This window comes from Acinetobacter sp. YH12052 (genome assembly GCF_013419835.1).
Classification (GTDB): Bacteria; Pseudomonadota; Gammaproteobacteria; order Pseudomonadales; family Moraxellaceae; genus Acinetobacter; species Acinetobacter amyesii.
This window is the reverse complement of the sequence record NZ_VOZI01000005.1, coordinates 154,102-180,230: the sequence shown is the minus strand read 5'-3', so window position 1 is coordinate 180,230 and position 26,129 is coordinate 154,102. Positions and strand designations below refer to the sequence as shown.

At 40.2% G+C, this 26,129-nt stretch carries 20 protein-coding genes, 1 tRNA gene and 1 pseudogene; 18 read left to right on the top strand and 4 right to left on the bottom strand.

What is annotated here, in order from left to right; genetic code table 11:
• Positions 1–2: 2 nt before the first annotated feature.
• A complete protein-coding gene (epmB, locus tag FTU06_RS05420) occupies positions 3–1,019 on the bottom strand; it encodes an EF-P beta-lysylation protein EpmB (RefSeq protein ID WP_180124488.1) in 1,017 nt (338 codons plus the stop codon).
• A gap of 388 nt (positions 1,020–1,407) precedes the next feature.
• Between epmB and efp the strand changes: the two genes are divergently transcribed.
• From efp to FTU06_RS05385, 7 genes are all read left to right on the top strand, one after another.
• On the top strand, positions 1,408–1,977 hold the full coding sequence (gene efp, locus FTU06_RS05415) for an elongation factor P (RefSeq protein WP_067762759.1): 570 nt from the start codon (positions 1,408–1,410) through the stop codon (positions 1,975–1,977).
• Between the two features lie 194 nt (positions 1,978–2,171).
• The gene (locus FTU06_RS05410; RefSeq protein ID WP_078190161.1) at positions 2,172–4,274 is read left to right on the top strand and encodes a carbon starvation CstA family protein; all 2,103 of its coding nucleotides are present in this window, start codon (positions 2,172–2,174) and stop codon (positions 4,272–4,274) included.
• Between the two features lie 13 nt (positions 4,275–4,287).
• The gene (locus FTU06_RS05405) at positions 4,288–4,590 is read left to right on the top strand and encodes a YbdD/YjiX family protein (protein WP_078190160.1); all 303 of its coding nucleotides are present in this window, start codon (positions 4,288–4,290) and stop codon (positions 4,588–4,590) included.
• Positions 4,591–4,819: 229 nt separating this feature from the next.
• Positions 4,820–5,776: a MoxR family ATPase gene (locus tag FTU06_RS05400; RefSeq protein ID WP_180105576.1), complete on the top strand. Its 957-nt coding sequence runs from the start codon at positions 4,820–4,822 to the stop codon at positions 5,774–5,776.
• Positions 5,777–5,788: 12 nt separating this feature from the next.
• Entirely contained in the window at positions 5,789–6,694 is a 906-nt protein-coding gene (locus FTU06_RS05395) for a DUF58 domain-containing protein (RefSeq protein WP_180063516.1), read from the top strand.
• Between the two features lie 3 nt (positions 6,695–6,697).
• Positions 6,698–8,710 (top strand): DUF3488 and transglutaminase-like domain-containing protein, encoded by a 2,013-nt coding sequence (locus FTU06_RS05390; protein WP_180145399.1) that lies wholly within the window; start codon positions 6,698–6,700, stop codon positions 8,708–8,710.
• Positions 8,711–8,742: 32 nt separating this feature from the next.
• Positions 8,743–8,819: transfer RNA gene (locus FTU06_RS05385), tRNA-Val, on the top strand.
• A gap of 86 nt (positions 8,820–8,905) precedes the next feature.
• Here FTU06_RS05385 and FTU06_RS05380 read toward each other — a convergent pair.
• Positions 8,906–9,106, bottom strand: a pseudogene (locus tag FTU06_RS05380) (IS5/IS1182 family transposase); the annotation flags it as partial.
• A 124-nt stretch (positions 9,107–9,230) separates the two neighbouring features.
• Positions 9,231–9,659, bottom strand: a complete 429-nt coding sequence (locus FTU06_RS05375) for an OsmC family protein (protein WP_180116761.1) — start codon at positions 9,657–9,659, stop codon at positions 9,231–9,233.
• A 148-nt stretch (positions 9,660–9,807) separates the two neighbouring features.
• Here FTU06_RS05375 and crp point away from each other — a divergent pair, with 148 nt between their 5' ends.
• The 8 genes from crp to FTU06_RS05335 all read left to right on the top strand — a co-directional run bounded on the left by crp (position 9,808) and on the right by FTU06_RS05335 (position 20,564).
• Complete coding sequence (gene crp / locus FTU06_RS05370; RefSeq protein ID WP_180004890.1) at positions 9,808–10,518, top strand: cAMP-activated global transcriptional regulator CRP; 711 nt, start codon at positions 9,808–9,810, stop codon at positions 10,516–10,518.
• Positions 10,519–10,720: 202 nt separating this feature from the next.
• Entirely contained in the window at positions 10,721–11,770 is a 1,050-nt protein-coding gene (locus FTU06_RS05365) for an NADP(H)-dependent aldo-keto reductase (protein ID WP_180116760.1), read from the top strand.
• Between the two features lie 347 nt (positions 11,771–12,117).
• A complete protein-coding gene (gene clpB / locus FTU06_RS05360) occupies positions 12,118–14,697 on the top strand; it encodes an ATP-dependent chaperone ClpB (protein ID WP_180021988.1) in 2,580 nt (859 codons plus the stop codon).
• A 225-nt stretch (positions 14,698–14,922) separates the two neighbouring features.
• Positions 14,923–15,759: a hypothetical protein gene (locus tag FTU06_RS05355; protein ID WP_306669391.1), complete on the top strand. Its 837-nt coding sequence runs from the start codon at positions 14,923–14,925 to the stop codon at positions 15,757–15,759.
• Positions 15,759–17,309 carry a GH3 auxin-responsive promoter family protein gene (locus FTU06_RS05350; RefSeq protein ID WP_180145396.1) on the top strand — a complete coding sequence of 517 codons (1,551 nt, stop codon included), beginning with the start codon at positions 15,759–15,761 and terminating at the stop codon, positions 17,307–17,309. Before FTU06_RS05355 ends, FTU06_RS05350 begins: the two co-directional genes overlap by 1 nt.
• 1 nt (position 17,310) lies before the next feature.
• Positions 17,311–18,477, top strand: coding sequence for a GNAT family N-acetyltransferase (locus FTU06_RS05345; RefSeq protein ID WP_180145394.1), 1,167 nt, complete (start codon positions 17,311–17,313; stop codon positions 18,475–18,477).
• Between the two features lie 128 nt (positions 18,478–18,605).
• Positions 18,606–19,907, top strand: coding sequence for a DUF945 family protein (locus FTU06_RS05340; protein WP_180145391.1), 1,302 nt, complete (start codon positions 18,606–18,608; stop codon positions 19,905–19,907).
• A 189-nt stretch (positions 19,908–20,096) separates the two neighbouring features.
• Positions 20,097–20,564, top strand: a complete 468-nt coding sequence (locus FTU06_RS05335; RefSeq protein ID WP_180145388.1) for a hypothetical protein — start codon at positions 20,097–20,099, stop codon at positions 20,562–20,564.
• A 41-nt stretch (positions 20,565–20,605) separates the two neighbouring features.
• Here the strand turns inward: FTU06_RS05335 and rlmKL are convergent, their stop codons facing one another.
• Positions 20,606–22,810: a bifunctional 23S rRNA (guanine(2069)-N(7))-methyltransferase RlmK/23S rRNA (guanine(2445)-N(2))-methyltransferase RlmL gene (gene rlmKL / locus FTU06_RS05330; RefSeq protein WP_078188622.1), complete on the bottom strand. Its 2,205-nt coding sequence runs from the start codon at positions 22,808–22,810 to the stop codon at positions 20,606–20,608.
• Positions 22,811–23,031: 221 nt separating this feature from the next.
• Between rlmKL and FTU06_RS05325 the strand changes: the two genes are divergently transcribed.
• From FTU06_RS05325 to FTU06_RS05315, 3 genes are all read left to right on the top strand, one after another.
• A complete protein-coding gene (locus FTU06_RS05325; protein WP_168377769.1) occupies positions 23,032–23,388 on the top strand; it encodes a hypothetical protein in 357 nt (118 codons plus the stop codon).
• Between the two features lie 369 nt (positions 23,389–23,757).
• A complete protein-coding gene (locus tag FTU06_RS05320) occupies positions 23,758–24,774 on the top strand; it encodes an aspartate carbamoyltransferase catalytic subunit (RefSeq protein ID WP_078188620.1) in 1,017 nt (338 codons plus the stop codon).
• A gap of 9 nt (positions 24,775–24,783) precedes the next feature.
• Positions 24,784–26,019, top strand: coding sequence for a dihydroorotase (locus tag FTU06_RS05315; protein WP_180145385.1), 1,236 nt, complete (start codon positions 24,784–24,786; stop codon positions 26,017–26,019).
• The last annotated feature ends 110 nt before the right edge of the window (positions 26,020–26,129 follow it).

Genomic DNA, 26,129 nt, shown 5'->3' with positions numbered 1-26,129 from the left:
ACTCAAAAAGTTGAAGCCCCAAAAAGCGGTGTCTTGTTTTTTTCGCCCGCTATTTCCCGTACAAGTTTAGGAACCAAATAACCTGGTAGGTTCTCTAAAACTTTTTTATAAATTAAATCAATATCCTGAGCTGGTGTATCAAAATGATGAGCACCTTTTACTTTATCCAGAACATGTAAATAATATGGCATTACACCTGCGTCGAATAAGCGGTAACTTAAATCGACCAATACATCTGCAGAATCATTAACCCCTTTTAATAAGACTGCTTGGTTCAGCACGGTGATTCCTTGTTTGACAAGCTGTTGAAGCTGGCTACACGTGAAGTCATCTAGCTCTGATGCATGATTTGAGTGTACCACTAGAATAATGCGTAGCCTACTGTTTTTTAAAATAGAAACCAGCTCTTCATCGACACGGTTGGGGATTACGATAGGAACTCGTGAATGAATTCTCAAAAATTTAATTTGTGGCAAAGTCGATAAACGTTCAATCCACACTTGAAGTTTACGATTTGATAGTGTGAGCGGGTCTCCACCACTTAAAATCACTTCATTAATATCGGATTGTTGTTCGATATATTGCTTAATGTTTGCCCAATCGTCATTTTTAGGCAGGTTTTCTTGGTAGGGAAAATGTCGGCGGAAACAATAACGGCAATGGACCGCGCAGGCGCCGGTTAAGGTCAGTAAAAATCGAGACTTGTACTTATGTAATACACCAGGCTGTTGGTTGGCTTGTTCTTCACCTAATGGGTCGGTAACAAAACCGGCGTGTTCTTCAAGTTCCAAATGATGCGGTAGGACTTGGAGTAAAAGCGGATCGAGCGGATTACCTTTTTGCATTTTTTCGACAAAAGCGCGCGGCACGCGTAGGCGAAACTCATCTGCTGCGAACTGAGCACCTGATAATAACTGATCATGCGAAAGTTCTAATACATCGAGTAATTCTTGAGGATTTGTAATCAAATCACTCAATTGAGTTTGCCAGTTTTGCTCTTGAAATAAATAGTTTATCATGCCGAATGTTTAAAAAATGCAGAAAGGTGAGTGGGGAATATTGCTGAAATTAATGCGTCGAACTTTGAAGTGTAAGCTGAAATAATTCCGATAAAGCTTACAACGGATGAAGCCTACGAAACATTTATTAAGTTTCAGTAAACAGCAATTTTACCTGTTTGTGGGCATTGTATAAACAAAGTTCTTTAATGTCTGAGTGTAAGTTAAGCAGCTTGACCCCTTTAATGGGGATTTTTTCGTTGCGACATGGTGCATTGGTCATTTAGAATACGCAATATCACATTAATGTGCATGTGGCAGCCAATGTTACAGTCAGTACTTGCTAAATGACATGTTACAGCCCATAGCATCTATAGATTAAAGTTAGTAAGTTTGGAGTGAGCCAGTCATGGCCTATTATTCTACGAATGATTTCAAGTCAGGCCTTAAGGTCATGCTTGACGGTAACCCATGTTCAATCATGGAAAACGAATACGTAAAACCAGGTAAAGGCCAAGCTTTTAACCGCGTAAAATTACGTAACCTTAAAACTGGTAAAGTTTTAGAAAAAACTTTCAAATCTGGTGATTCACTAGAAGCTGCTGACATCCAAGAAGTAGAAATGAACTACTTGTATAACGATGGCGAAATGTGGAACTTCATGGACCCAGAATCTTTCGAACAAATCGCTGCAGACAAAGTTGCAATGGGCGACGCTGCAAAATGGTTGAAAGACGACTCTAACGAACTTTGCACAATCATGTTATGGAATGGTGTTCCTTTAACTGTGAGCGCACCAAACTTCGTTGTATTAAAAATCGTTGAAACTGATCCAGGTGTACGTGGTGATACTTCAGGCGGTGGCGGTAAACCAGCTAAGCTTGAAACTGGTGCAGTAGTACGTGTTCCATTATTCGTACAGCAAGAAGAAAGCGTTCGTGTAGACACCCGTACTGGTGACTATTTAGAACGTGCATAATGGTTTAAAAATAGACTATTATCGAAAGGGATGAAGTGATTCATCCCTTTTTTTATACCTATTGGTTTAAATTTTTATGCCAAAGTATTAGATGAAAAAGCCCATAACAGGAGTAGAGTTTCAAGGGAAGAAACAGCAGTACCTCGAACAAGAAAAATCAAGCTGATTTATTTCAACATTTATGAGGGATTGAGATGGAAACCATTCAACCGAAGTCAGGAATGGCTTCAAAGATTATCTGGCTGTTTGTAGCCATTCTAGGTGCCGTTTCATTCGGCATACTAGCACTCAGTCGAGGCGAGCATGTCAATGCAGTTTGGCTGATCCTTGCAGCAATCTGTGTGTATAGCATTGCATATCGTTTTTATAGTTTATTTATTGCCAATAAAGTCTTTGAACTGAATGAGCGACGTTTAACGCCTGCCCATCGCTTAGCTGACGGCTTGGATTATGTACCGACCAATAAAAGCGTTCTATTTGGTCACCACTTTGCTGCGATTGCAGGTGCAGGCCCATTAGTCGGACCGATCCTTGCTGCGCAAATGGGTTATTTGCCGGGAACAATTTGGCTCTTGGTGGGTGTTGTTCTTGCCGGTGCGGTTCAAGACTTTTTAGTCTTGTTCATCTCAACGCGTCGTGATGGTCGTTCACTCGGTGAAATGGCAAAACAAGAACTAGGTTCTTTTGCCGGAATCATCGTGATGCTTGGTGCACTTGGCGTGATGATCATCATTCTTGCGGTACTTGCTTTGGTTGTTGTAAAAGCGTTGACCAACAGTCCGTGGGGTGTTTTCAGTATCGCGGCCACTGTACCGATTGCGATTTTCATGGGTATCTACATGCGATTTATCCGTCCGGGTAAAATTGCAGAAGTGTCGATCATTGGTTTTGTACTGATGATGGCAGGGATTATCTATGGTGGTGACATTGCACAGCACCCATACTGGGGTCCATTCTTTACACTTTCAGGGACTGAACTAACTTGGTGGTTGATTGGTTATGGTTTCGTGGCATCAGTATTACCTGTTTGGTTACTGCTTGCACCACGTGATTACCTATCGACCTTCTTGAAAATTGGTGTTATTGCAGGTTTGGCAATCGGGATCATGTTTGCATTGCCTGAAATGAAAATGCCAGCGGTGACGCATTTTATTGATGGTACAGGTCCTGTATTTGCAGGCTCAATGTTCCCATTCTTGTTTATTACCATTGCCTGTGGTGCAATTTCAGGTTTCCATGCGCTCGTTTCTTCAGGAACGACACCGAAGCTTGTGAATAATGAAAAAGATATTCGCATGATCGGTTATGGCGGCATGTTGATGGAATCTTTTGTTGCGATCATGGCTTTGGTCTGTGCAACGATTCTTGAGCCTGGTGTGTATTTTGCGATTAATGCGCCAGCAGCTGTGATTGGTACAACGGTTGAGTCCGCTGCAGAAGCAGTTCGTACATTAGGCTTCGTGGTAACACCTGAAGCATTGACCTTACTTGCACAAGAAGTGGGTGAAAATTCGATTCTGTCTCGTACAGGTGGTGCGCCGACATTTGCGATTGGTATGGCTCACATTATTACGGAAATTTTCAATAACCGTTCAATGATGGCGTTCTGGTATCACTTCGCGATTTTATTTGAAGCACTTTTCATTTTAACAGCTGTGGATGCAGGTACTCGCGCATGTCGTTTCATGGTGCAAGATACAGTGGGTATCGTGGTTCCTGCGGTTAAAAACTCTCATAATTTCTTCGGAAATCTGTTGGGTACAGCGGTGGCTGTCGCAGGTTGGGGCTTCTTCGTTTACCAAGGTGTGGTTGACCCACTTGGTGGTATTAATAGCTTATGGCCGCTATTTGGTATTGGTAACCAAATTCTCGCTGCGATGGCTTTGATCTTGGGTACAGTGATTTTATTCAAGATGAAAAAACAAAAGTATGTTTGGGTGACGATTATCCCAACAGTATTCTTGTTTATCACTTCTATGACCGCTGGTTGGCAGAAGATTTTCCACGAAAATCCAAAGATTGGTTTCTTGGCTCAGGCAGATCGTTTTAACGCAGCAATTGCGAAAAATGAATTGTTGGCACCTGCAAAAACCATGGCTGAAATGCATACGGTTGCATTGTCGAATCAAATCAATGCTGGTCTTTGTGCATTCTTTATGATCGTGGCATTTGTGATGTTATTTGCAGCGATTGGTGTGGTGCGTCGTGCTTTGGCAAATCCAAATCCATCGGTGAATGAAGCAGAAGCGATTTACCGTGACCCAGCTGAAATTAATCCGTCGAATTCAGCACATTAATAGGGGAATATGAATGAACCTGAAGTTTGCAAAAAGTGGAAAAACGGTGATTTATAAAATCATTAAAATGACCATTATGTCGCAGAAGGATCTAATTCTGAACCCGAAAAATTGGTCACGTATTGCGACGTTGTGGCAACGTTTACAGCAAAGCTTCCGCCTGATGGTGGGTGTGCCAGATTACCAAAACTATTTGGAACATATGGCAAAACATCATCCTGATTTGGAAGCGATGGATGCAAAAACATTTTATCGTCACTGTGTAGATGCACGTTATCCATCAGCTGGTGGTGACATGAAGAAGTGTCCTTGCTAATGCTTTGACTTGTGCTAAAAATCCAATAAAAAAAGCGTTCTTCGGGACGCTTTTTTTTTGCTGAATTGTGATCAGTCGAAGCGAAAACAACGCTTTTGTATACCCAATAAATATCAAGCGTATGTATTTAAAGTATTGAACTAGGTATAGATTGGAGATAAACACTGTATTTTTAAATAAAACCCTGTATGTTAGTCATTCATTTAACTTTTTTATTGGGGAATAAAAGGTGTTTTGGGTATCAGAGAAAAGCCAACAAAATAATACATCAACGCTTTTAAGTGAGCAGAGCCTTGCGCCTTTTTACCCGAAAATAAATACATTCCTCGAACAAATTAACCAAATTATTTTGGATAAAAATCAGCAAACCAAATTGGCTTTAGCTTGTCTATTGGCAGGCGGGCATGTGCTATTTGAAGACTTACCTGGTTTAGGAAAAACGACATTATCTAGCGCCTTGTCACATTTGGCGGGATTAAAGTTTCAACGGATTCAATTTACCAATGACATGCTGGCCAGCGATGTGATTGGGGTAAATATGTTTAATCAAAAAGAACATCATTTTGAGTTTAAATCTGGGCCGATTTTTACCCAAATTTTATTGGCAGATGAAATCAACCGTTGTAGTCCAAAGACCCAAAGTGCTTTATTGGAAGCGATGGAAGAGGGCTATGTGACGGTCGACGGTGTGCGATATGCTTTGCCTCAACCATTTTGGGTGATTGCGACACAAAACCCTTTATTTCAAAGTGGTACTTATGCCTTACCTGAGTCCCAGTTGGACCGGTTTTTAATGCGTTTGTCTTTAGGTTATCCATCGCGTCAGGCAGAGAAATTATTGCTCCAACAAACTTCACGCCATGATCTGATTGCGGCATTAGCACATATCTTTAATGAAGCAGAAATTTTACAACTACAAGGGTTTGTCGAGCAGATACATCTGAGTGATCGTTTAATGGATTACATTTTGGATCTTGCTGCTGAGACACGTAAGGGGAGACATGGTCTTTCTACTCGTGGTGTTTTAGCCTTAAAGAAAGCTGCGCAAGCCTATGCGCTGATTGAGCAGCGAAATTATGTGAATCCTGACGATGTACAAGCCGTTTTTACAGCTGTGGTATCTCATCGAATTGGGTTGTCAGATCTTGAAGCCTTTAAGCTTTTAGAACAAGTTTCGATCCAATAAAGGAGTTGAACCTTGGCTTCAATGTGGCAGCAATGGATTGAACGTCGATTTAAAATCGATCAGCACAAGCAGCTGACTCAAAAAGATGTCTTGATCTTTATCTATCAGCAAGGCTACTTGTATTTGGTATTAATTTTCATCACTTTTATTGCAGGTGTGAATTATGCCAATAATTTGATTTTAGGCTTTTGCTTTTTAATTAGCGCCGTATTGTGTATTAGTTTCTATATTACTTTTAAACAGCTTCATGCGTTGCAGATTCAAATAAATGTTGTTGATATCCCGCAAGCTGGGGAATTACTTTCGGTCGAAATTTATTTTAAACAAGAGGTTGAACAGGCGCGATATTTGTGGATTAAAACAGAAAATCAGCTACATAAATTACTGTTCAATACGCAACAGCAATGCTTTCAATTAAATTTTACAACCAGCCAACGCGGTGTTTTTCAGATTCCGCCAATACAAATTTATAGTGTTTATCCTTTTGGTTTAGTTCGGGCCTGGACGTATTTGTACGTACAGCAACCAGCGTGGGTTGCACCTCAAGCCAGTTTGCATTCCGTTGAAAATAAGCAACAACAGCAAAATTTTGAACCTGATCTTGATGAATTTCGCGAATTACGGAGTTTTCAGACGGGGGATTCACTTCATGCAGTGTCTTGGAAACAAGCAGCACGAGGACAAGGCTTATATGTGAAAGTCTTTGAACAATATGAAGATCTAAAGAAATTGGAGATTCATTATCACTATATGCCAGCTCAAAGTCATGAAGAAAAACTTAGTCTTATGATGGGTTTGGTCGAGCAGGCTGAGCAAAATCACGATCAATATGCACTGTATTTACCTAATGCTGAGTTAGCATCAGGCACTGGAGCACTGCATTTTTCCGAAGCTAAACGGTTATTGGCGCAGGCTTGATTTATGATTGAAAATACCATACGCCGCTCCATACTACTCACTTTAGCTTTGTTGCTCATTGCGCAAATGCTTTATATACCAGTGGTGACATCATTAGTATTTTTAGTCATTTGGCTTATTTTATTACACAATACCCGCGCAACTAAAAAACCATTTTCTAAAATTTTAACCTATGTGCTGACATTGACAGCATTATTTAGCATTTATATAAGCCATAAAACCTTTATTGGTGTTGATGCAGGGGTTGCAGTACTCAGTACATTTTTATTTGCTAAATCTTTAGAAACAAAAACACGTCGTGATGTAATTATTTTATTTAACTTTGCGATGTTTGTGATTGCCAGTAGCTTTTTGTTTAGCCAGTCTTTTGCCATGGCATTGGTTATTTTATTGGCGTTGTTGAGCTGCTTTATTGGATTATATCGTTTACAGACCGTTGGTTTTAGCCAAAACTCAGGCGGTGAAATACAGGCGATTAAACAAGATATTGGGCATGTGGGTAAATTTATTGCCTTAGCTGTTCCATTCTTTATCTTGCTGTTTCTCTTTTTTCCACGCCTGCCGCCGCTATGGCATATTCCTATTCCTGAAAATAAAGCCACAACGGGAATCAGTGACAACATGTCTCCGGGCGATATTGCTGAGTTATCACAGTCGAGTAGTTTGGCTTTTCGTATAATTGGTGATATTCAAGCCTTGCCAACACGTACAGAGCTGTATTGGCGGGCGATGGCATTAGATGAATATGATGGTTCTAAATGGACTAGTCATTTTTTTAACCAGAACGTTATACAGCTGAATCCAGCTGATTTAAAACCCAAGCGGACATTGAATTATCAATATTTGGCTGCCGACCCAAGTGTGATGTGGATTATGTCGTTGGAGCAATCCGTTCCCAATGAAGCACGTTTTGCATTAGGTCAAGATGGTCGAATTACACCCTACCGATTAACAGCACGTACAGAGCCGATTCAACTGAAATGGTTAGGAAGTGCAGAACCTCCTCAAATAAAAAATGTAGCTTTACTTGAAAAATTAAACACTCGCTATGTTGAAAACTTGGATGTTCAATCACAACAATTGGCCCAAACTTTATGGCAGCGAAGTCGTCAAAATCCTGAGCGTTATATTGCCGAAGTTTTGCAATGGTATAAACAAAATCGCTTTGCATATACCTTAAGCCCAGGTGTATTGGGGCAAAATCGGATAGATGATTTTTTATTTGGATCAAGAAAGGGGTTTTGCGAACATTTTGCATCGAGTTTTGCAATGTTGATGCGCTATGTGGGTGTTCCATCGCGTATTGTTGTGGGATATCAAGGTGGTCAATTAGCACCAGATGGAAAAAGTTGGGAGGTTCGTCAGCTCGATGCACATGCGTGGACAGAGGTTTATGTCAATCAACATTGGCGTCGAATTGATCCTACAGCCATGATCGCACCTCAGCGTATCGATGGTGGGATGCAGGATTATATGGAACAAGATCGGACAATTTTTGGGAGACAGCAGTCGACTTGGGCCTATCAACAATTTTCGATGTTGAAAAAAGTCCGTGTATGGAGTGATTATGCGAGTTACCAATGGCAGAGTAAAGTAGTGGGTTACAATGCAGAATCACAGCAACAATGGTTTAAAAAGCTCGGTACAAATTCTGCTTATGCAGGTGTTTTAATTCTTATTTTGAGTATTGGTGGCATTGTAGCATTATATTTTATATGGATTTTGTGGAAAAAAAGAAAAAGCCTAAGCTCTCTTGAAAGAGAAATTGCCAAGTTTGCTAAGAATTTACCCTTGAGCCAGCAAAAAGTGGCTTCTGAAAGTTTTCGGCATTGGTTACAACGTTTGGCTGAAAATGTACCTGAACAGGAAAGGGCGGCATTTGAACAAGTTATTACGTTATTTGAGCAGGAAATTTATGTAGGTACCGCGCTAAGTTCTCATGATATTCAATATTTTAAGGCTTTGCTTAAAACTTGTACGCAAAGTTTAAAAAAGTCAGAAAAGGGCTTGTCATAAAAAATAAAAATGAATATGATTCTACGCATTCTAGGTTTATAGCTCAGTTGGTTAGAGCGCTACGTTGACATCGTAGAGGTCACCAGTTCGAATCTGGTTAAACCTACCAAATTCAAAAAGCAGAATCAAAATGATTCTGCTTTTTTTTATCTGAAATTATTAGGGTCTGTTGACATTTACTGTTCATAATTAACCCTATAAAGGTAGCCATAAAAATATACAGGCTAAAGCAACAGAACTTTGATAATTCCTTTTGAGCTTGTCATATCGAGTAGCTATTCCTCTAAATTGCTTTAATCTACAAAACATATTTTCAACTAAATGCCTGATTTTATATAAATACCAGTCCATATGGTCATTGTTCGATTGGCTATTCGTTTTCCTTGGTATATTCGCTACTTCTTTGGCTCATATTTCTGCGTTTATGACTATATAGCAGTGCTTTATACAATGTATGCTATAGCGGATTATTTGAAACAAAAAAGCCGCATTCTATGCGGCTCTTAATTGAACAAATAAATTATGCATCTTCAGTTTCTAAAATTTCGAAGTCATGGGTAATTTCTACACCACCATCCATCAGCATTTTACTAGCAGAACAGTATTTTTCAGCAGAAAGTTCAACCGCTTTTGCAACTTGCTTTTCCTTCACGCCATGACCAGTGACTACAAAGTGCAAATGAATTTTAGTGAATACAGCAGGAATAGTGTCGGCACGTTCTGCATTTAATTCACAACGAACATCGGTAATGCCTTGGCGTGCTTTCTTTAAAATCGTCACAATATCGAAAGATGCACAACCACCAAGTCCTGTTAAAATCAGTTCCATTGGGCGCGGACCACGGTTTTCACCGCCATATTCTTGTGATCCATCCATCATAACAGTGTGACCACTTTGAGTTTTTGCTTCAAAAGCAACATTCTCTAGCCAATGAACACTAGTTTGCATTGCAAGTCCCTAAAAAAAGCTATAAATTTACGCAGTACCTGTACACTAACATAAATTGAGTTGATAAGGAATTTCAACTCTTACGTGTGACAAGTTCACTTTAGGTCTTGTGCGATCTATAAATTATCCATATTCGGAAACTGTTAGCATGACTTCAAACTTTTCACAACTTAGCACAGATGCGCTATCTCCGGGGCAGTTACCTGAGTCGGTGAAGGCATTATTAAAACGTGCATATATTAATCGTTACCCAAAACGTACAACAATCATTGATGCGGGCTCAGAATCTAAATCTTTGTATTTAATTCTTAAGGGTTCAGTATCTATCATTTTACGCGAAGATGATGAGCGTGAAATTGTGGTTGCGTACTTAAATGCGGGTGACTTTTTTGGGGAAATGGGTCTATTCGAAGCAAATGCACAGCGTACTGCAGAAGTGCGTACGCGAGATGTATGTGAAATTGCTGAGATTACCTATGAAAACTTTCATGAATTAAGTAAACAATACCCAGACTTAAGTTATGCGGTATTTGCACAGCTTGTACGCCGTCTTAAAAATACGACGCGTAAAGTAACTGACCTTGCGTTTATTGACGTGTCAGGTCGAATTGCACGTTGCTTAATTGATTTATCTTCACAACCTGAAGCAATGATTTTGCCGAATGGTCGTCAGATTCGTATTACTCGTCAAGAGATTGGTCGTATCGTGGGTTGTTCCCGTGAAATGGTTGGTCGTGTTCTAAAAACACTTGAAGAGCAAGGCATGATTGAAACTGATGGTAAAGCGATTCTAATTTTTGATGCATCGCTTGAAGATAAAAGTCAATTGGCTTCTGACGAATTTGACGACGAAGAATAATCATTCTTCTAAATAAAAAAAAGCAAACTCAGGGGTTTGCTTTTTTTATGTCTATTCATTTCTCACTATTATATCTGAACAAGCTTTTCTCACATTTTTTGACAAATAAACAGAAAATTATGATTTAAACAAAGCCGATATCTTAGGTAAGCTACTTCGTGACTTATATATTGATATTTAAAATAAAGAGGGAATTTGTGGCATGCAATTTAAACCATTGGCACATAGCGGAATTTTAGTTCCAGAAATTTGTTTAGGCACTATGACGTTTGGTGAACAAAACACCCAAGCAGAAGCTTTCGAGCAACTGGATTATGCTTTAGAGCGTGGTCTTAACTTTTGGGATACTGCAGAAATGTATCCTGTCCCACCGAAACCTGAAACCCAAGGTTCAACTGAAACTATTATTGGTAACTGGATTGCAGCTCGCGGTGGACGTGATAAATTAATCTTAGCTTCAAAAATTGCAGGGCCGTCACAAGGCGGTAGTCATATTCGTGACGGGCAAACTAAATTTATTGCTTCGGAAATTGAGTCTGCACTGGATCATTCTCTTCAGCGCTTACAAACAGATTATCTTGACTTATACCAGTTGCATTGGCCGCAACGTCCAACCAACTTTTTCGGTAAATTGGGTTATGGCAATGCCGAAGCAAACAGTACGCAAACTATTACCAATTTAGAAGAAACATTAGTTGCTTTAAGTCATGAGGTGAAAAAAGGTCGAATTCGCTCAATTGGACTATCTAATGAAACGCCATGGGGAACGTTAAAATTCCTACAACTTGCAGAAAAGCATGGTTTAGAAAAAATTGTCAGTGTGCAAAATCCATATAGTTTGTTGAATCGTACTTATGAAATCGGTTTATCTGAAATTGCACACTACGAAGGCGTGGGCTTATTGGCATATTCACCTTTAGCATTTGGTTATCTAACAGGTAAATTCCGTCATGGTGCACGTCCTGCCAATGCTCGAGTGACACTATTTTCACGCTTCAGCCGCTATTCAAATGCGGAGAGTGAATGGGCAACAGAACAATATGCACAATTGGCTGAACAGCATGGTTTAACGTTGACACAGTTAGCACTAGCATTTATTAAGCAGCAATTTTTTGTCACCAGTACAATTATTGGTGCGACAAATCTAGATCAGTTGAAAGAAAATATTGATGCTTTTGAGGTGAATTTATCAGAAGACATTTTAAAAAAGATTGAAGCTATTCATCGCCAACAGCCAAATCCTGCACCTTAAGCTGAACTTTTTAGTGGATTAAGCAAAAGCCTGCATGTAAATGTGGGCTTTTTTGACATTTGTATTATTTAAGCAAATGGAAAATCATTGAATTTTATTGTCAGAAAGTTAGTTGAGTTGACAAGAAAATTGCCTAAAAATACATATGTATTTAAACAATATAATAAAGTACTAAATTCTTCAATAAATGACTTGAAAAGTATTCTATTTATACCAATATTATAATTGAGATTTATCTTTATCTTAAAATTAACTCATTGAAAAATATTTAAAAAATGTATTTGAAATTTTAAATATGACTCCCATATATGCTTCAAGTACAGAATTTGTTGTGAGGAATAACAAGAATGCGATTCGAAAAATTCACAAACCGTTTGCAGCAAGCATTATCCGATGCCCAATCTTTAGCAATGGGGAAAGACCATACAGCCATTGAAGGAATCCATATTCTTTCGACATTGCTTGAAGAGCCTTCGAACCAAAGCTTGTTACAACAGGCAGGTGCTAATCTTCCTGAGTTAAAAACCAAACTTCAGCAAGCCCTACAGGATACCGCCACCATTGCTACGCCGACAGGGGACATCAACCTAAATCCTGAAGCAGTCAAAGCGCTAAATTTAGCCGATAGTTTTGCGCAAAAAGCTGGAGATGAGTTTCTTTCTACAGATTGGGTGATTCTCGGTTTAGCTGAAACGGGTAAAACCAAAACCTTATTAAATAGTGTAGGCGTAACGACAGATAAATTACGTAGTGCAATTGAACAAATACGAGGCGGTGAACAAGTCATGAGTAATAACCACGAAGATCAACGTGATTCACTCAACAAATATACCTTAGACCTCAATGCACGTGCATTAGAAGGCAAGTTAGATCCAGTTATTGGTCGTGACGAAGAGATTCGCCGTACCATTCAGGTTTTATCACGTCGTAGCAAAAACAACCCCGTACTGATTGGTGAGCCGGGTGTGGGTAAAACAGCAATCGTTGAGGGCTTAGCACAGCGTATCGTCAATGGCGAAGTTCCTGAAAGTCTGAAAGGTAAACGTGTACTTTCACTCGACCTTGGTTCATTGCTTGCAGGTGCAAAATACCGCGGTGAATTTGAAGAACGTCTTAAAGCAGTTCTAAAAGATTTAGCCAAATATGATGGCGAGATTATTCTTTTCATTGACGAATTACATACGCTTGTTGGCGCAGGTAAAGGCGATGGTGCAATGGATGCTGGTAACATGCTTAAACCTGCATTAGCGCGTGGTGAGCTACGCTGTGTAGGTGCAACCACCTTAGATGAGTACCGCCAATATATTGAAAAGGATGCGGCATTAGAGCGTCGTTTCCAAAAAGTGATCGTTGATGAACCGAGTGTGGAAGACACCATTGCGATTTTACGTGGTCTAAAAGACAAATATGCAACCCATCATGGTGTGCAAATTTTAGACTCTGCGATTATTGCTGCGGCAAAAATGTCGCATCGTTACATCACAGACCGTCAGTTGCCAGACAAAGCCATTGATTTGATTGATGAAGCTGCATCACGTATCAAAATGGAAATTGACTCAAAACCTGAGCCACTTGACCGTTTAGATCGCCGTTTAATTCAGTTAAAAATGCAACTTGAAGCGGTGAAAAAAGATGCAGATTCAGTCTCAAAAGCTGAAGTTGAGCACCTAGAGAAACAAATTGCTGAAGTTCAAAAAGAATATAGTGATTTGGAAGAAGTTTGGATTGCGGAAAAACGTCTGGTTGACGGCACGAATCAGGCTCAAATCGAGCTAGATAAAGCACGTACTGCCTTTGAAAAAGCACAACGTGAAGGTGATTTAGCAGAAGCTAGCCGTTTGCAATATGGTGTTATTCCTGAGTTGCAAAAACGCTTGAATGAAGAAGAAGTTGCCGAGGTGAATGAAGAACCGAAACTGATTCGTACCAAAGTCACTGAAAATGAAATCGCTGAAGTGGTAAGTGCGGCTACAGGTATTCCTGTTGCGAAAATGCTGCAAGGTGAACGTGAAAAACTCTTACACATGGAGGAGTTCTTACATAACCGTGTAGTTGGTCAAGATGAAGCTGTCGTAGCAGTGTCGAATGCGGTGCGTCGTTCTCGTGCAGGATTATCCGATCCAAACCGCCCAAGTGGTTCATTCTTATTCCTTGGGCCAACAGGTGTAGGTAAAACTGAGTTAACCAAAGCTCTAGGTAACTTCTTATTTGACAGTGATGATGCGATTATTCGTATCGACATGTCAGAGTTTATGGAAAAGCATTCGGTGAGCCGTTTAGTGGGTGCTCCTCCGGGCTATGTGGGCTATGAAGAAGGCGGTGTATTAACTGAGGCTGTACGTCGTAAACCTTATAGTGTGGTGTTGTTTGATGAGGTTGAAAAAGCCCATCCAGACGTCTTTAACATCTTGCTTCAAGTGTTAGATGATGGTCGATTAACTGACTCACAAGGTCGTGTGATTGATTTCAAAAACACCGTAATCGTGATGACCTCGAACTTAGGTTCAACCGATGTTCGTGAATTAGGTGAAAACCCGTCGAAAGACGAAGTTCGTGCTGTGGTCATGGCTGCTGTATCTGAACATTTCCGTCCTGAATTTGTGAACCGTATTGATGAGCTGGTGGTTTTCCATTCTTTACAAAAAGCGCAAATTCGTGGCATTGCAGATATTCAGTTGGATCGTTTACGTTCACGTTTGGCTGACAAAGACATGAGTTTGGCAGTTGAAGATAGTGCCTTTGAGTTACTTATCGATGCTGGTTTTGACCCTGTATATGGTGCACGTCCTCTAAAACGTGCCATCCAACAACAAGTTGAAAATACACTGGCACAGAAAATCTTGTCAGGCGCGTTCCAACCGGGCGATACGATTGTTGTTCAAGCGGAAGGAGATCACCTAAGTTTTGACAAGATGAAACTCAATTAAAAGGTACAAATTAGCCACGTTCAGTTGTAAAAACAGAAACCCGGTTTAGGCCGGGTTTTTTTATTTTACGCTTTTCGTGATTTTCGTTTAAATACGTAAAGTTGATTGCATTTCATCATTTTCACCCACTAATATGACGTCCGCACGCATCCAACGAGATGACTGTGTTCTGTAAAACAAAAACAATATCGCGCGTTCATCAAGAATGAATGGCAACAGGAAATTATGATTATGATGGAATTTAAACTGCTTAGGCAGATCAAAAAAGAACCTTATAGTTTATATAAACATACTGGTGACATCACTGTTCAAGAACTCAAACGCATGTATGGTATTTATCAAAAGTATTATGCCAATACCCGTTATGAAATTTTTGAACGCGACTTCTTAGAAAAAACCGGTGTTTTTTTTATTATTGAACCGAAAAATAATCAAATTGTCGGATTTTCGACGGTTATGGAACGTGACTTTGTTGTTGATGGTAAAGCCCGACATGCTTTTTTCAGTGGAGATACCATTATTGAGAAAGAGTATTGGGGAAATCGTGCATTAACTAGAGCAATGTTCCGTTATATTATTAGTTTTAAATTTCGTCATCCAAGAACACCTATATATTGGATTTTAATCTCTAAAGGCTTTAAAACTTATCTGCTCTTAGCCAATAACTACTACAGCTACTATCCACACTATGGTGAGAAAAATGCTCATCTCAAAGACTTTGTTGAATCGTACTGTAAAGAATACTTCTCAGAATATTATAACCACGAAACGGGTCTGCTGAATTTTGGCGAAGACTATCAACCACTCAAAGCAGATGTTGCGCCCATCACCCATGAAATGCGCGAAAATAATACCAAGATAGCTTTCTTTGAAGATAAGAACCCAACTTGGGTCGATGGAACAGAACTTCCGTGCATTGGTGAATTACGCTGGAGCGATTTATACCGTTATGTGAATCGATTCTTAACCAAGACCACCAGTGTGAGCAAACATGATAGCAAGTTACGTTATAAGTCACGTACATTACATATTGCGACAGGTTCTGACTCGAAGGTGGCCTAATGGGATTGCTTCTCACCACTGCACATCAAGTTTTGAATATTGCCTGCCGCAAAGAGTTTCAACGCTATACACAGCAGGCAAATCAGCTAGAAAATGTGCAACGTAAAAAATTAAGCCATTTTTTAAAGCAGCACATTTCGCAAAATTTAAGCTATGAGCAATTTGCCAAAAAGTATCCGCTTTCTCGTTATAGCAATTGGAAAAGCCAAATTGAACAATCCAGACAAAGTGGCAAAAATAGTTTGGGGCCTGAAAAAATTGTCCGTTTTCAACCGACCAGTGGGTCGAGTGAAGCAATTAAATTCATTCCCTATACTCAGGCTTTTTTAGATGAACTGGATGAGGCTATTGGTTTATGGCTGACTAATTTATATCGGACACACCCACAACTTAAAAATTCAACGCATTATTGGTCGGTTTCATGGTTGCCTGAAAGCCAGCGAAAGCTTTTAGAAAATAGTAATTTAAATGATGACAGTGCGCTGCTTAATCTGTCGAAGCGAGTGTTGAGTAAAATTACTCAATCGGTACCGACTGAAATTGCGATGGCAAATTCAGCCGAAGATGCCATGTTTGCAACCGCGGTGTATCTCGTTGCAGATAAGCATTTAGGCATGATTTCGGTATGGAGTCCTACATTTGCATTGCAATTGCTGGATATTATTCAAGAACATCAAGCTGAAATTGTACAGGTCTTAAAAACTGGACAATGGCAACGTGATGGTTTGAGTTTTCTGCAAGTTCCTAAATCTTGTCAACAATGCTATCGCTTACAAGACTTGGATTTAACCCAAGCAACGGCGTGGAAAAAACTGTGGCCTAAACTCAGTCTGGTTTCGAGTTGGGATACAGCGAGCGCAGAGCAATGGGCAGTACAGCTACAGCAACGAATTGCAGGGGTGGCATTTGAGGGTAAAGGTTTATGGGCAACTGAAGGCGTAGTGACGATTCCATTTGCAAACCGTTTTACCTTAAGTTATCAGTCACATTTTTATGAATTTATTTTGCAAGACAGCCAAAAAGTGGTGCCATCTTGGCAACTGAAAATAGGCGATATCGTTAGTCCTGTGATTACTACAGGTTCAGGATTAATTCGTTATGTGATTGATGATGAATTAGAAGTCACCGACTTTTATCAGCAAGTGCCATGTTTTAAATTTTTAGGTCGAAAAATGACGGTTGATTTGGTCGGAGAAAAGCTCGACCACAATGCAGCAGTTAAAGTCCTTGCAGAGTTTAAACAAGTGGATTATTTACCAATTAGTATCTTGGGTATCGAACAATGTTCGGTTAAAAAACCGCATTATGTTTTACTCAGTGAAGGCAATGTAGACAAACAACCGTCTGCTCAAGCGCTAGATCGGTTACTAAAACATAATTTTCATTATGAATTGGCACGGGATTTGGGACAACTTGATGAACCAGAAGTGGTTCATGTGCAAGATGCATGGGATTACTACAAAACATTAGCCATGAATAATGGCATGATTGAAGGGAATATTAAGCCTGAACCACTTAAAAAAATGAAAACAAAAATAATTGAGTATTAATATGGATATCGATGTGTTAGATGCACCGTTCGACGAAACGGTGCTATATCATTCAAAGAACGAGACTAAGTTTGCGGTTCGAAACGCGACGGTAGAAGATGATGTGCAACTAATGAAAATTAGTGCAGAGACTATGCCAAGCAATGGCGTCACATTATCTTATGCGCGTCACCCCAGTTATTTTGATGCCAGCCACGCACAGTATAATCGTCCAGATTTAAAAGTGGTTGTCCCTGTGGAAGATCCATCTATCGTGATTGCGATGATGAATTTGGGATGGCGTTATTGTTATATCAATGGTCAGCCTGACCTGATGCGTTATGTCGCCGATTTAAGAATGAATCCAGCGTATCGTGGTGCTAAAGTCATGCGCTTATTGATGGACTATCTCCATGATGAAATACCACAAGACACGATTTTTGAAAGTGTGGTTTTAAACGACAATATTGTCGCTGCCAGTATTTTACATCATGAAAGATCTGGATTTCCGCTGCCATATTTTTATGATGAAATTCGAACCTTTACCGTTTCACAGGCAGTGAAACCAAAAACTTTCAATCAATATCAATTTAAAACCCTGACTGCTGAACGTGTAGATGAAGCGAATGATTTCATTTTAAAAATGAAAGACCATTATAATTTTTTACCTAGCTATGATTTTAATGCTTTGGTAGATGGTCAAAATCCATTTTGGGCATGCTTAAATCTAGATGACTTCTATTTGATTTACGATCAGCACAATCAGTTGGTTGGACTTTATGGCTTATGGAATCAAAAAAGTTTTAAACAAACTCGAGTGATCGATTATTCAAGGTCATTAAAGTTGATGAAACCTTTTTATAATGCCTATGCCAGTGTGCGTGGTGTGTTATCACTGCCACAAATTCAGGGAACTTTCGATTATTTAATGCTGCACAGTCCACTATGTCATCCTGAACATCTAGATGTATTTGCAAGTTTGATTTTTCATGCCAAGCAACAGACCAAGCGACGTGGCAAAGAAACCTATTGCATCACTTTGGCAGAGAAGGACCCACGTATAGGATGGATGAAAAATACAACCTCTCACGTGTTAAAAGCCAAGCACTATTTTCATAGTTTTAAAGGCAATCCATATGCAGCTTTTGATCGTAAACGAATAAGTTATTTTGAAGCTGGGCGTATATAGTTGAAGTGATAGCCATCAAAAAATCAATTAAAACTGCCAAATCAATCATTTAATATCATTCTAATTGTGTACTTATGTAACTGAGTTATTCAGTATACTGCGCAAAGAATAATCAGAATGAGAAAGACATGTCAAAATTGATATGGGGAATTGGCAGTTTAGCGGTGCTTTCAGCAGCTGTGGTGGGAGGAAATTTATATGCAGATAAATCTCTTGCCCAATTTTATACACAGAATAATTGGTCAGCAGCTGTACAAGATGTTGATGTGAAGTACAGCAATTATCAAATGGGTTTGATGGGGGGAACGGTCGATTGGGTATTAACCCTGAAAACAGACCCGTGTAAACCCAAAGAAGTGATCGTGTTGAAGGGTACCGATCAGATTCAACGTGGGTTGAAAGGTTATAACATCAACTCGAACTTTAAGATTGTTCAACAACAAAGTACGTCCGAATATGCCAAGCTTTTTGGCACCGACTTAACGGCAAAAACGTTGGTCAATTGGATTGGTCAAAGTAAAACAGATTTACAGATTCCTGCATTTAAAACGACTGCACAAGGTGCAACAGTACAAGCTGATGCCAGCCAATTGCAAATTCGGATCAGTAGTTTACCGGGGCAGGCCACTAAGGTCTCTGAGCTTTCAATCCATTTACCTGTGGTTCGGTTGAGTGAAGGTCCAATGCAAACCATGGTGCAAAATTTTTCGATGAAGACCAATCAAGGTCTAAATCAGAAAAATCTTGAAAATGGCTTTGTTGAAATCCAAGCGGGTTCTATTAAACGTTTAGATCAAAAGTTCTCAGGCGGCATGCGTGGTATGCAACTGCGTTGGGAGACCGAACTAAATAAACATGATGTGGACTTTGAAGGCTACTTAAAAGCTGATGAGATGGATTTCCCAGGATCACCGGTCACCAAAGATTTCGCACTGAATTTGGCATTGCATAAAGTTAATCTGGATAAAGTTCGTGCATTTAGTGAACTTTTGCATCAGGTGGAAAATTCATGCGATGCAGTGGGTGAATCAAGTGAAGAAATGACTCAAGCTTTCTTAGCTATCGCAAGCCAAGGTTTTGATTTTGAGTCTAAAGATAACTCGATCAGCATTGGTGGAGGTAAAGCTTCTGCAAATGTCGTGGGGAAAGTCATGCCGGGTCACCATGCTTCAATGGAGTCTTTTATTAAAATGGTGCCGAGCTTACTCGATTTTCAAGCAGACTTAAGTTTTGATAAAAATATGATGACTGCAATCATGAATAACTTTTTGCAATTACAGGGCAAAAGTTTGTCAGGACAGGAAGCTGAAGCCATGTTTGCTGGTTTTGAAACATCAGGGCAAGGCAAGCGCGATGGCAATAACATGGTCATGAGTATGCAATATAAGTTTGGTCAAAAGCTTTTTGGTCAAGCCATACAAAAAAAATAAGCAACCAGTAGTGAGTAGTTAAGTTTAAAAAATATAAAACCGTCATAGATTGGCGGTTTTGTATTTTTGGCTACAGAATTATGATTTTCAGTTTATCGGAACACAGCGGCCTAGCCATTGTTGAACAGTTGAAAAGTTGCTAGCGTCAATGGGCAACTAGCCAATGAAAACAACAATAGGAAAGACACCATGTCACACGATTATTTTTTTAGACGGAAACTTGTTCATTCATCCATGCCTAAATGTTCTTGGGTAAAACACAGTCTTGTTAGTAGCATTTTTTTAATCGCTGTTCAGTCTATAGCTTTTGCGGGTACTTCAATTTCAGATCAACGTTTGTCGAATGAAACGCAAGGTAAAAAACAGTTTAGTGAAGAAACCTTAGATATTATTGAGAGTGAAGCAGCTAAACCCAAAGAAGAGCAGCAGAAAAATTCAAATCATAAATCTAATCGTAATAATAAGATCATTCAAGAAACCCAGCTTGAAGGCTCAACCATGAGTGATTATTTGCTTCAAAAGAAAAGGGCAGCGGATCAGGTCGGGTTAATACAATCTCCAGAAGTTGCACCGATTAACCGTATTGTGCTGCAAGAGCGACATGAAAATATTCGAGTAACGTATCCAGATGGAGTCGTGGTTGAAATGAAGCACTGACGTGCTTCATTTCATAGATCAGGAATTTCTAAAGTCAAACCTTAGATTTGTGGATGAGTGATTTTCCATGCACGGTGAATTTTGGTATTACGTTTAAAATCTAGACCAATGGTTTCATTGCTGATTTCTTCAACGTCAAACATTGCCATGATTACATCATCCATCTCAAAACCACGGTAGTTGTTTGAGAAGTAAAGCGTACCGTCAGTGGTTAAACGGTTCATGGCACGTTTAAGCAAAGACATATGGTCGCGTTGGACATCAAACGTACCATAGAACTTTTTAGAGTTAGAGAATGTTGGTGGGTCAATAAAGATCAGGTCATATTGCTCGTGACCTTCTTTTAACCATTCAAAACAGTCGCTAGAGAAGAACTGATGTTGTTCATCTGCATGATCTACTGTCAAACCATTCAGTACAAAGTTCTCTTTAGACCAGTTTAGGTAGGTATTTGACAAATCGACACTGGTCGTACTTGCTGCACCGCCAAGCGCTGCATGTAAGCTCGCTGTAGAGGTATAGCTGTATAAGTTCAGGAAGTGTTTACCTTTGGCTTCTTTGGCAATCCGTAGACGCATTTGACGATGGTCAAGGAACAGACCTGTATCGAGGTAGTCTGTTAAGTTCACCAAAATCTTTGCTTTGCCTTCTTGAACGATAAAACGTTTAGACGCAGTACTTTGTTTGGTGTACTGATTTTTACCTTCTTGGCGGGCACGTGTTTTAATGAAAATCGCATCACGACCTAAGCCTGTCACTGCACGAATCGCTTGCAGTGCTAAGTTAAAGCGTTTTTTGGCTTTTTCAGGGTCAATTTTTTTCGGTGGTGCGTATTCTTGTACGTGTAAACGATCACCATATAAATCTACCGCGACATTAAAGTCTGGCAAATCGGCATCATATAAACGTAGGCAGAAAATATTTTCTTTAACTGCCCATTTTTTAAGATTCTGCATGTTTTTTTGCAGACGGTTAGTAAAGTCTTCTGCACCTTCAATTTTTTCAAATTGTTGAGGTTCCCAATGCTCGAGGAAAGGCTTTTGAACTGCCGCAGGTTTGACTGTACCAAAACGGACGTAAATTGGCAGCTTACCATTCATCAAACGCAAAATTTGCGGATCATTAAAGGCAAGGACATCGGCCTGTTCAACTTGTGCTGCAATAATCGCAGCAGGCTGGTTCGGGAAGTTCTTTTGTAATAGTGCCGATAAACCTAAATACAGAGCACGGTTAGAGGCTTTATCACCTAAACGCTCACCGTATGGCGGGTTGGTGACAACAAAGCTTTTCTTACCTGTTGCTTGGAAATCTGGCCAGTCTGCAAGTGTACGTTCTTCAATCTTAATTTGATCAAGTACAGATTCGAAACCTGCCGCGATAATATTTTGTTTGGTTGCTTTTACCGCTTCCCAGTCTGCATCAAATGCATAGAATTGTGGCAGAGGGTTTTCAAGTGCGGCTTTATGACGTTCAGCAGCTTCGCCTTTGATCGACATCCAAAGTTCATGGTCATGACCATTCCAACCATTAAAACCAAAACGACGAACAAGGCCTGGCGCGCGGTCAGTCAAAATCATTAAAGATTCAATGATAAATGTCCCTGAACCACACATTGGGTCCAAGATAATATCGGGTTGATGCTGTTTAAGTTTTGCTTTCTGTAAGATGGCAGCCGCTAAGTTTTCTTTAATCGGTGCATCTGTCATGTAGCGACGGTAGCCGCGTTTATGCAGAGAATCACCTGATAAATCTAAGCAATAAGTATGTTCAGTTTTGCCAGCTAATACATACAACGTAATTTCAGGTTGCTTAATGTCAATGCTAGGACGTTTGCCCACAGCTTCCATAAAGGAATCGACCACACCATCTTTGACACGTAAAGTTGCGAACTGAGAATTGACTTTAATGTCACGTTCGATGTGTAAACGAACAGCAAATGTACTTTGTGGTGCAAAAATAAGTGACCAGTCAAAGTTTATTGCACCTTCATAGAGCTCTTCCGCTACATCACGTGCATCATGCGTGAACTCTAATTCATGTGTATGAATCGGGGTGAGTACACGAGAAGCCAAACGTGACCACATGCAAATACGGTATGCATCTTCAAGTGTGCCTTTGAATACAAGACGACCCGGGAATTGTTCAATATTTTGAACACCTAAACCTTCAATTTCCTCGCGGAGTAAGGTTTCCAGTCCATCTGCACAGGTAACCCAATATGTAGAAAGACGCGGTTTCGAATTCATGTAAATTTCCAAAGGCAAAAAAGCAATCGCATATTTTAACGTATTTTCGTGGATTTGGGCGGACGATATTGCGCTGAAACGGGAGAAATATCGGTAGATTTGAATGACTTTATCAAATTTATTCTGTGTACATTGTGAGAAATATCACTTAATGGTACAAAAATTGCTATAACCCTGATCAAATTTCGATCTTTATAATATTGATATCATTAGGGGTATTTATGACAGGGCTGGCAATCAATAGTCAATCAAACGCATTTTCAATCGCCACTTTAATCTACGCGCGCTTACGTCGTGTGTCAGGACGGGTTATTGACGCATTATATGTGGTTGAAAATGTCGAATATGCACGCTTTGTTTCTAACTTGGCTTTGGCAACGGCTGATCCTGAATTATCTCGTTTGGTTGCGCGGCTTTACAGCGAGTTGAATTTGCATGAAGCTGCCGTTTCTGAAGCAGAGGAACTGACGGACAGTTCAGTACAGCCTGAAACGGCAGAAATTTTAATGAGCGAACCGACTGCGGAAGATATTTATAAAGCGCAGGTTGCACATCGTTATATCGGCGCATTGCGTTAATTCAATCCCGCTGTGAGCAGCAGCATAAATTTCCTGCTGCACGCAGCCTGACGTATCAACTCTCTTTCTTTATTTCACAAGTTATTTAACTGTGCAGAAGGCGGTTGTTCATAGCTGAACTTTATCTGTTTGAAAGTATTCAATTCAATCAAAAATAAGGACAGATAGAAGTCCTGTTTGAAGGCTTTTTGAAAGGGGAAAGGTGAAGTTTAATTTAAACCGTTTAATTTATCTAATTGAAATGATAGATAGGAATTTGAAAATTCATTTTGAATAACATCATGCGTTTGCATTGAACGTTGAAAACTTCAACTGCCATTTGCCAAGATTCTCTGTATAATGCGTTAACTTAACGATAAGGAATCTCTCATGCACTTGGCGGCATTGCATACACCGAGCCAGATTCAACTCAACCAAGATGGTAACTTAAAACATTTCCTCACCATCGAAGGCCTTTCTAAAGAAACTCTCACAAAAATATTGGACACTGCGCAGTCCTTTTTTAATGACCAAAATCAGCTGATTACCAATAACCTTTTAGAAGGTCGTACGGTGATGAACCTGTTTTTTGAAAATTCAACACGTACCCGAACCACTTTTGAAGCGGCAGCAAAACGTCTGTCTGCAAACGTATTGAACATTGATATTGCACGTTCAAGTACATCAAAAGGCGAGACACTGCGTGATACCTTGTGGAATTTAGAAGCGATGGCGACCGACATTTTTGTGGTTCGTCATTCATCGTCAGGCGCGCCGCACTTTATTGCCAAAGATGTTTGTCCACATGTGGCAATCATCAATGCAGGCGATGGCCGTCATGCGCATCCTACGCAAGCCATGTTGGATATGTTGACGATTCGCCGTGAAACCAAAAAGAATTTTGAAGATATTTCCATTGCCATTATTGGCGATATTAAGCATTCACGTGTTGCCCGCTCAGATGTCGCTGCATTGCAAACGTTGGGCTGTAAAGACATTCGTGTCATTGCGCCAAATACTTTGCTGCCTTACGGTTTTGATGATTATGGCGAAGGCATTCGTCTGTTCAACAATATGGAAGCCGGCATTCAAGACTGCGACGTGATTATTACTTTACGTATTCAAAATGAACGTATTGATTCTCCTGCGCTGTCATCTCAAGCCGAATTCTACAAAATGTACGGTTTGAATAAAGAGCGTTTGGCTTTGGCAAAACCTGACTGCATCGTGATGCATCCGGGACCAATGAACCGTGGTGTTGAAATTGACTCGAGTATTGCCGATGGTGCTCAGTCGGTGATTTTACATCAGGTGACCAACGGTATTGCGGTGCGTATGGCGGTACTGGCTTTGGCAATGCAAGGTCAGTTGCAAGAAAAAGGTTTAATTGAAGCGATTGCGGTTTAAGGGATAGTCATGAGTATTGTTAAAGTTGAAAATGTACGTGTCTTAGATCCAATCAATCAAACTGACAGCGTACAGACGGTTTATATTGAAAATGGCCGATTGGTTGCCGAAAGCAATGCCGCTGAAACCATTGATGGACAAGGCAAATGGCTAATGCCAAGTATGGTTGACCTTTGCGCGCGGTTGCGTGAACCGGGTCAACAGCAGCACGGCACTTTAAAGTCAGAAGGTAAGGCTGCGCGTGCGAATGGTATTTTGCATGTGTTTACCCCGCCTGACTCAAAACCGATTGTGCAGGACAATGGCGCATTGATTCATGGTCTGGTGGAAAAAGCCATGCTAGATGGCGGCATTTATCTGCAGGTGATTGGCGCGCAGACTCAAGGCTTGTTAGGCAAGCAGCCTGCGAATATGGCAGGTTTGAAAAAAGGCGGCTGTACAGCAGTATCAAATGCCAATGCGCCATTTATGGACGATGATGTGGTGATTCGTACCTTGGAATATGCAGCGGGTCTGAACATGACCGTTGTGTTCTATGCCGAAGAACCGCAAATTGCCAAAGATGGCTGTGTGCATGAAGGTTTTGTTGCATCTCGTCAAGGTTTGCCGATGATTCCTGCATTGGCGGAAACCGTAGCCATTGCAAAATACTTACTGATGATTGAAGCCACTAAAGTCCGTGCACACTTTGGTTTGTTGTCATCAGGTGCATCTGTTGAATTGATTAAACATGCCAAAGAGAAAGGCTTGCCGGTGACTTGCGATGTAGCCATGCACCAATTGCATTTAACGGATCAGTTGATTGACGGCTTTAATTCACTTGCACATGTGCGTCCGCCGCTGCGTTCTGAGCAAGATAAAGACTTGCTCCGCCAAGCGGTGAAAGACGGTGTAATTGACGCGATCTGTACACATCATGAGCCACTGAGCAGCTCTGCGAAAATGGCGCCTTTTGCTGAAACACAGCCTGGTTTTACCGCATTTGATACCTATGTACCTTTTGGTATTCAACTGATTCAAGAAGGTCTATTAAGCCCACTGGAATGGGTTGAGAAAGTCACACTCGCACCTGCTAAAGTAGCCAATATGCAACAACGTTGGGCAGATGAAGCGGGTTGGGTGCTTGTTGATCCAGAACTTGAGTGGACCATTAATAAAGACACGATTGTGTCAAATGGTAAGAACACACCATTAATTCAGCAAACGGTCAAAGGTAAAGTGTTGCAAGCTTTTTATGCCGTTTAAGCTGAAGCTCAACATGGAAATTTATTGAGTTTTACCATTTTGATTTACCATCTAAAAGTCAGCTTCGGCTGGCTTTTTTTAATATTGATTGAAAATAAAAGAAGAAATTA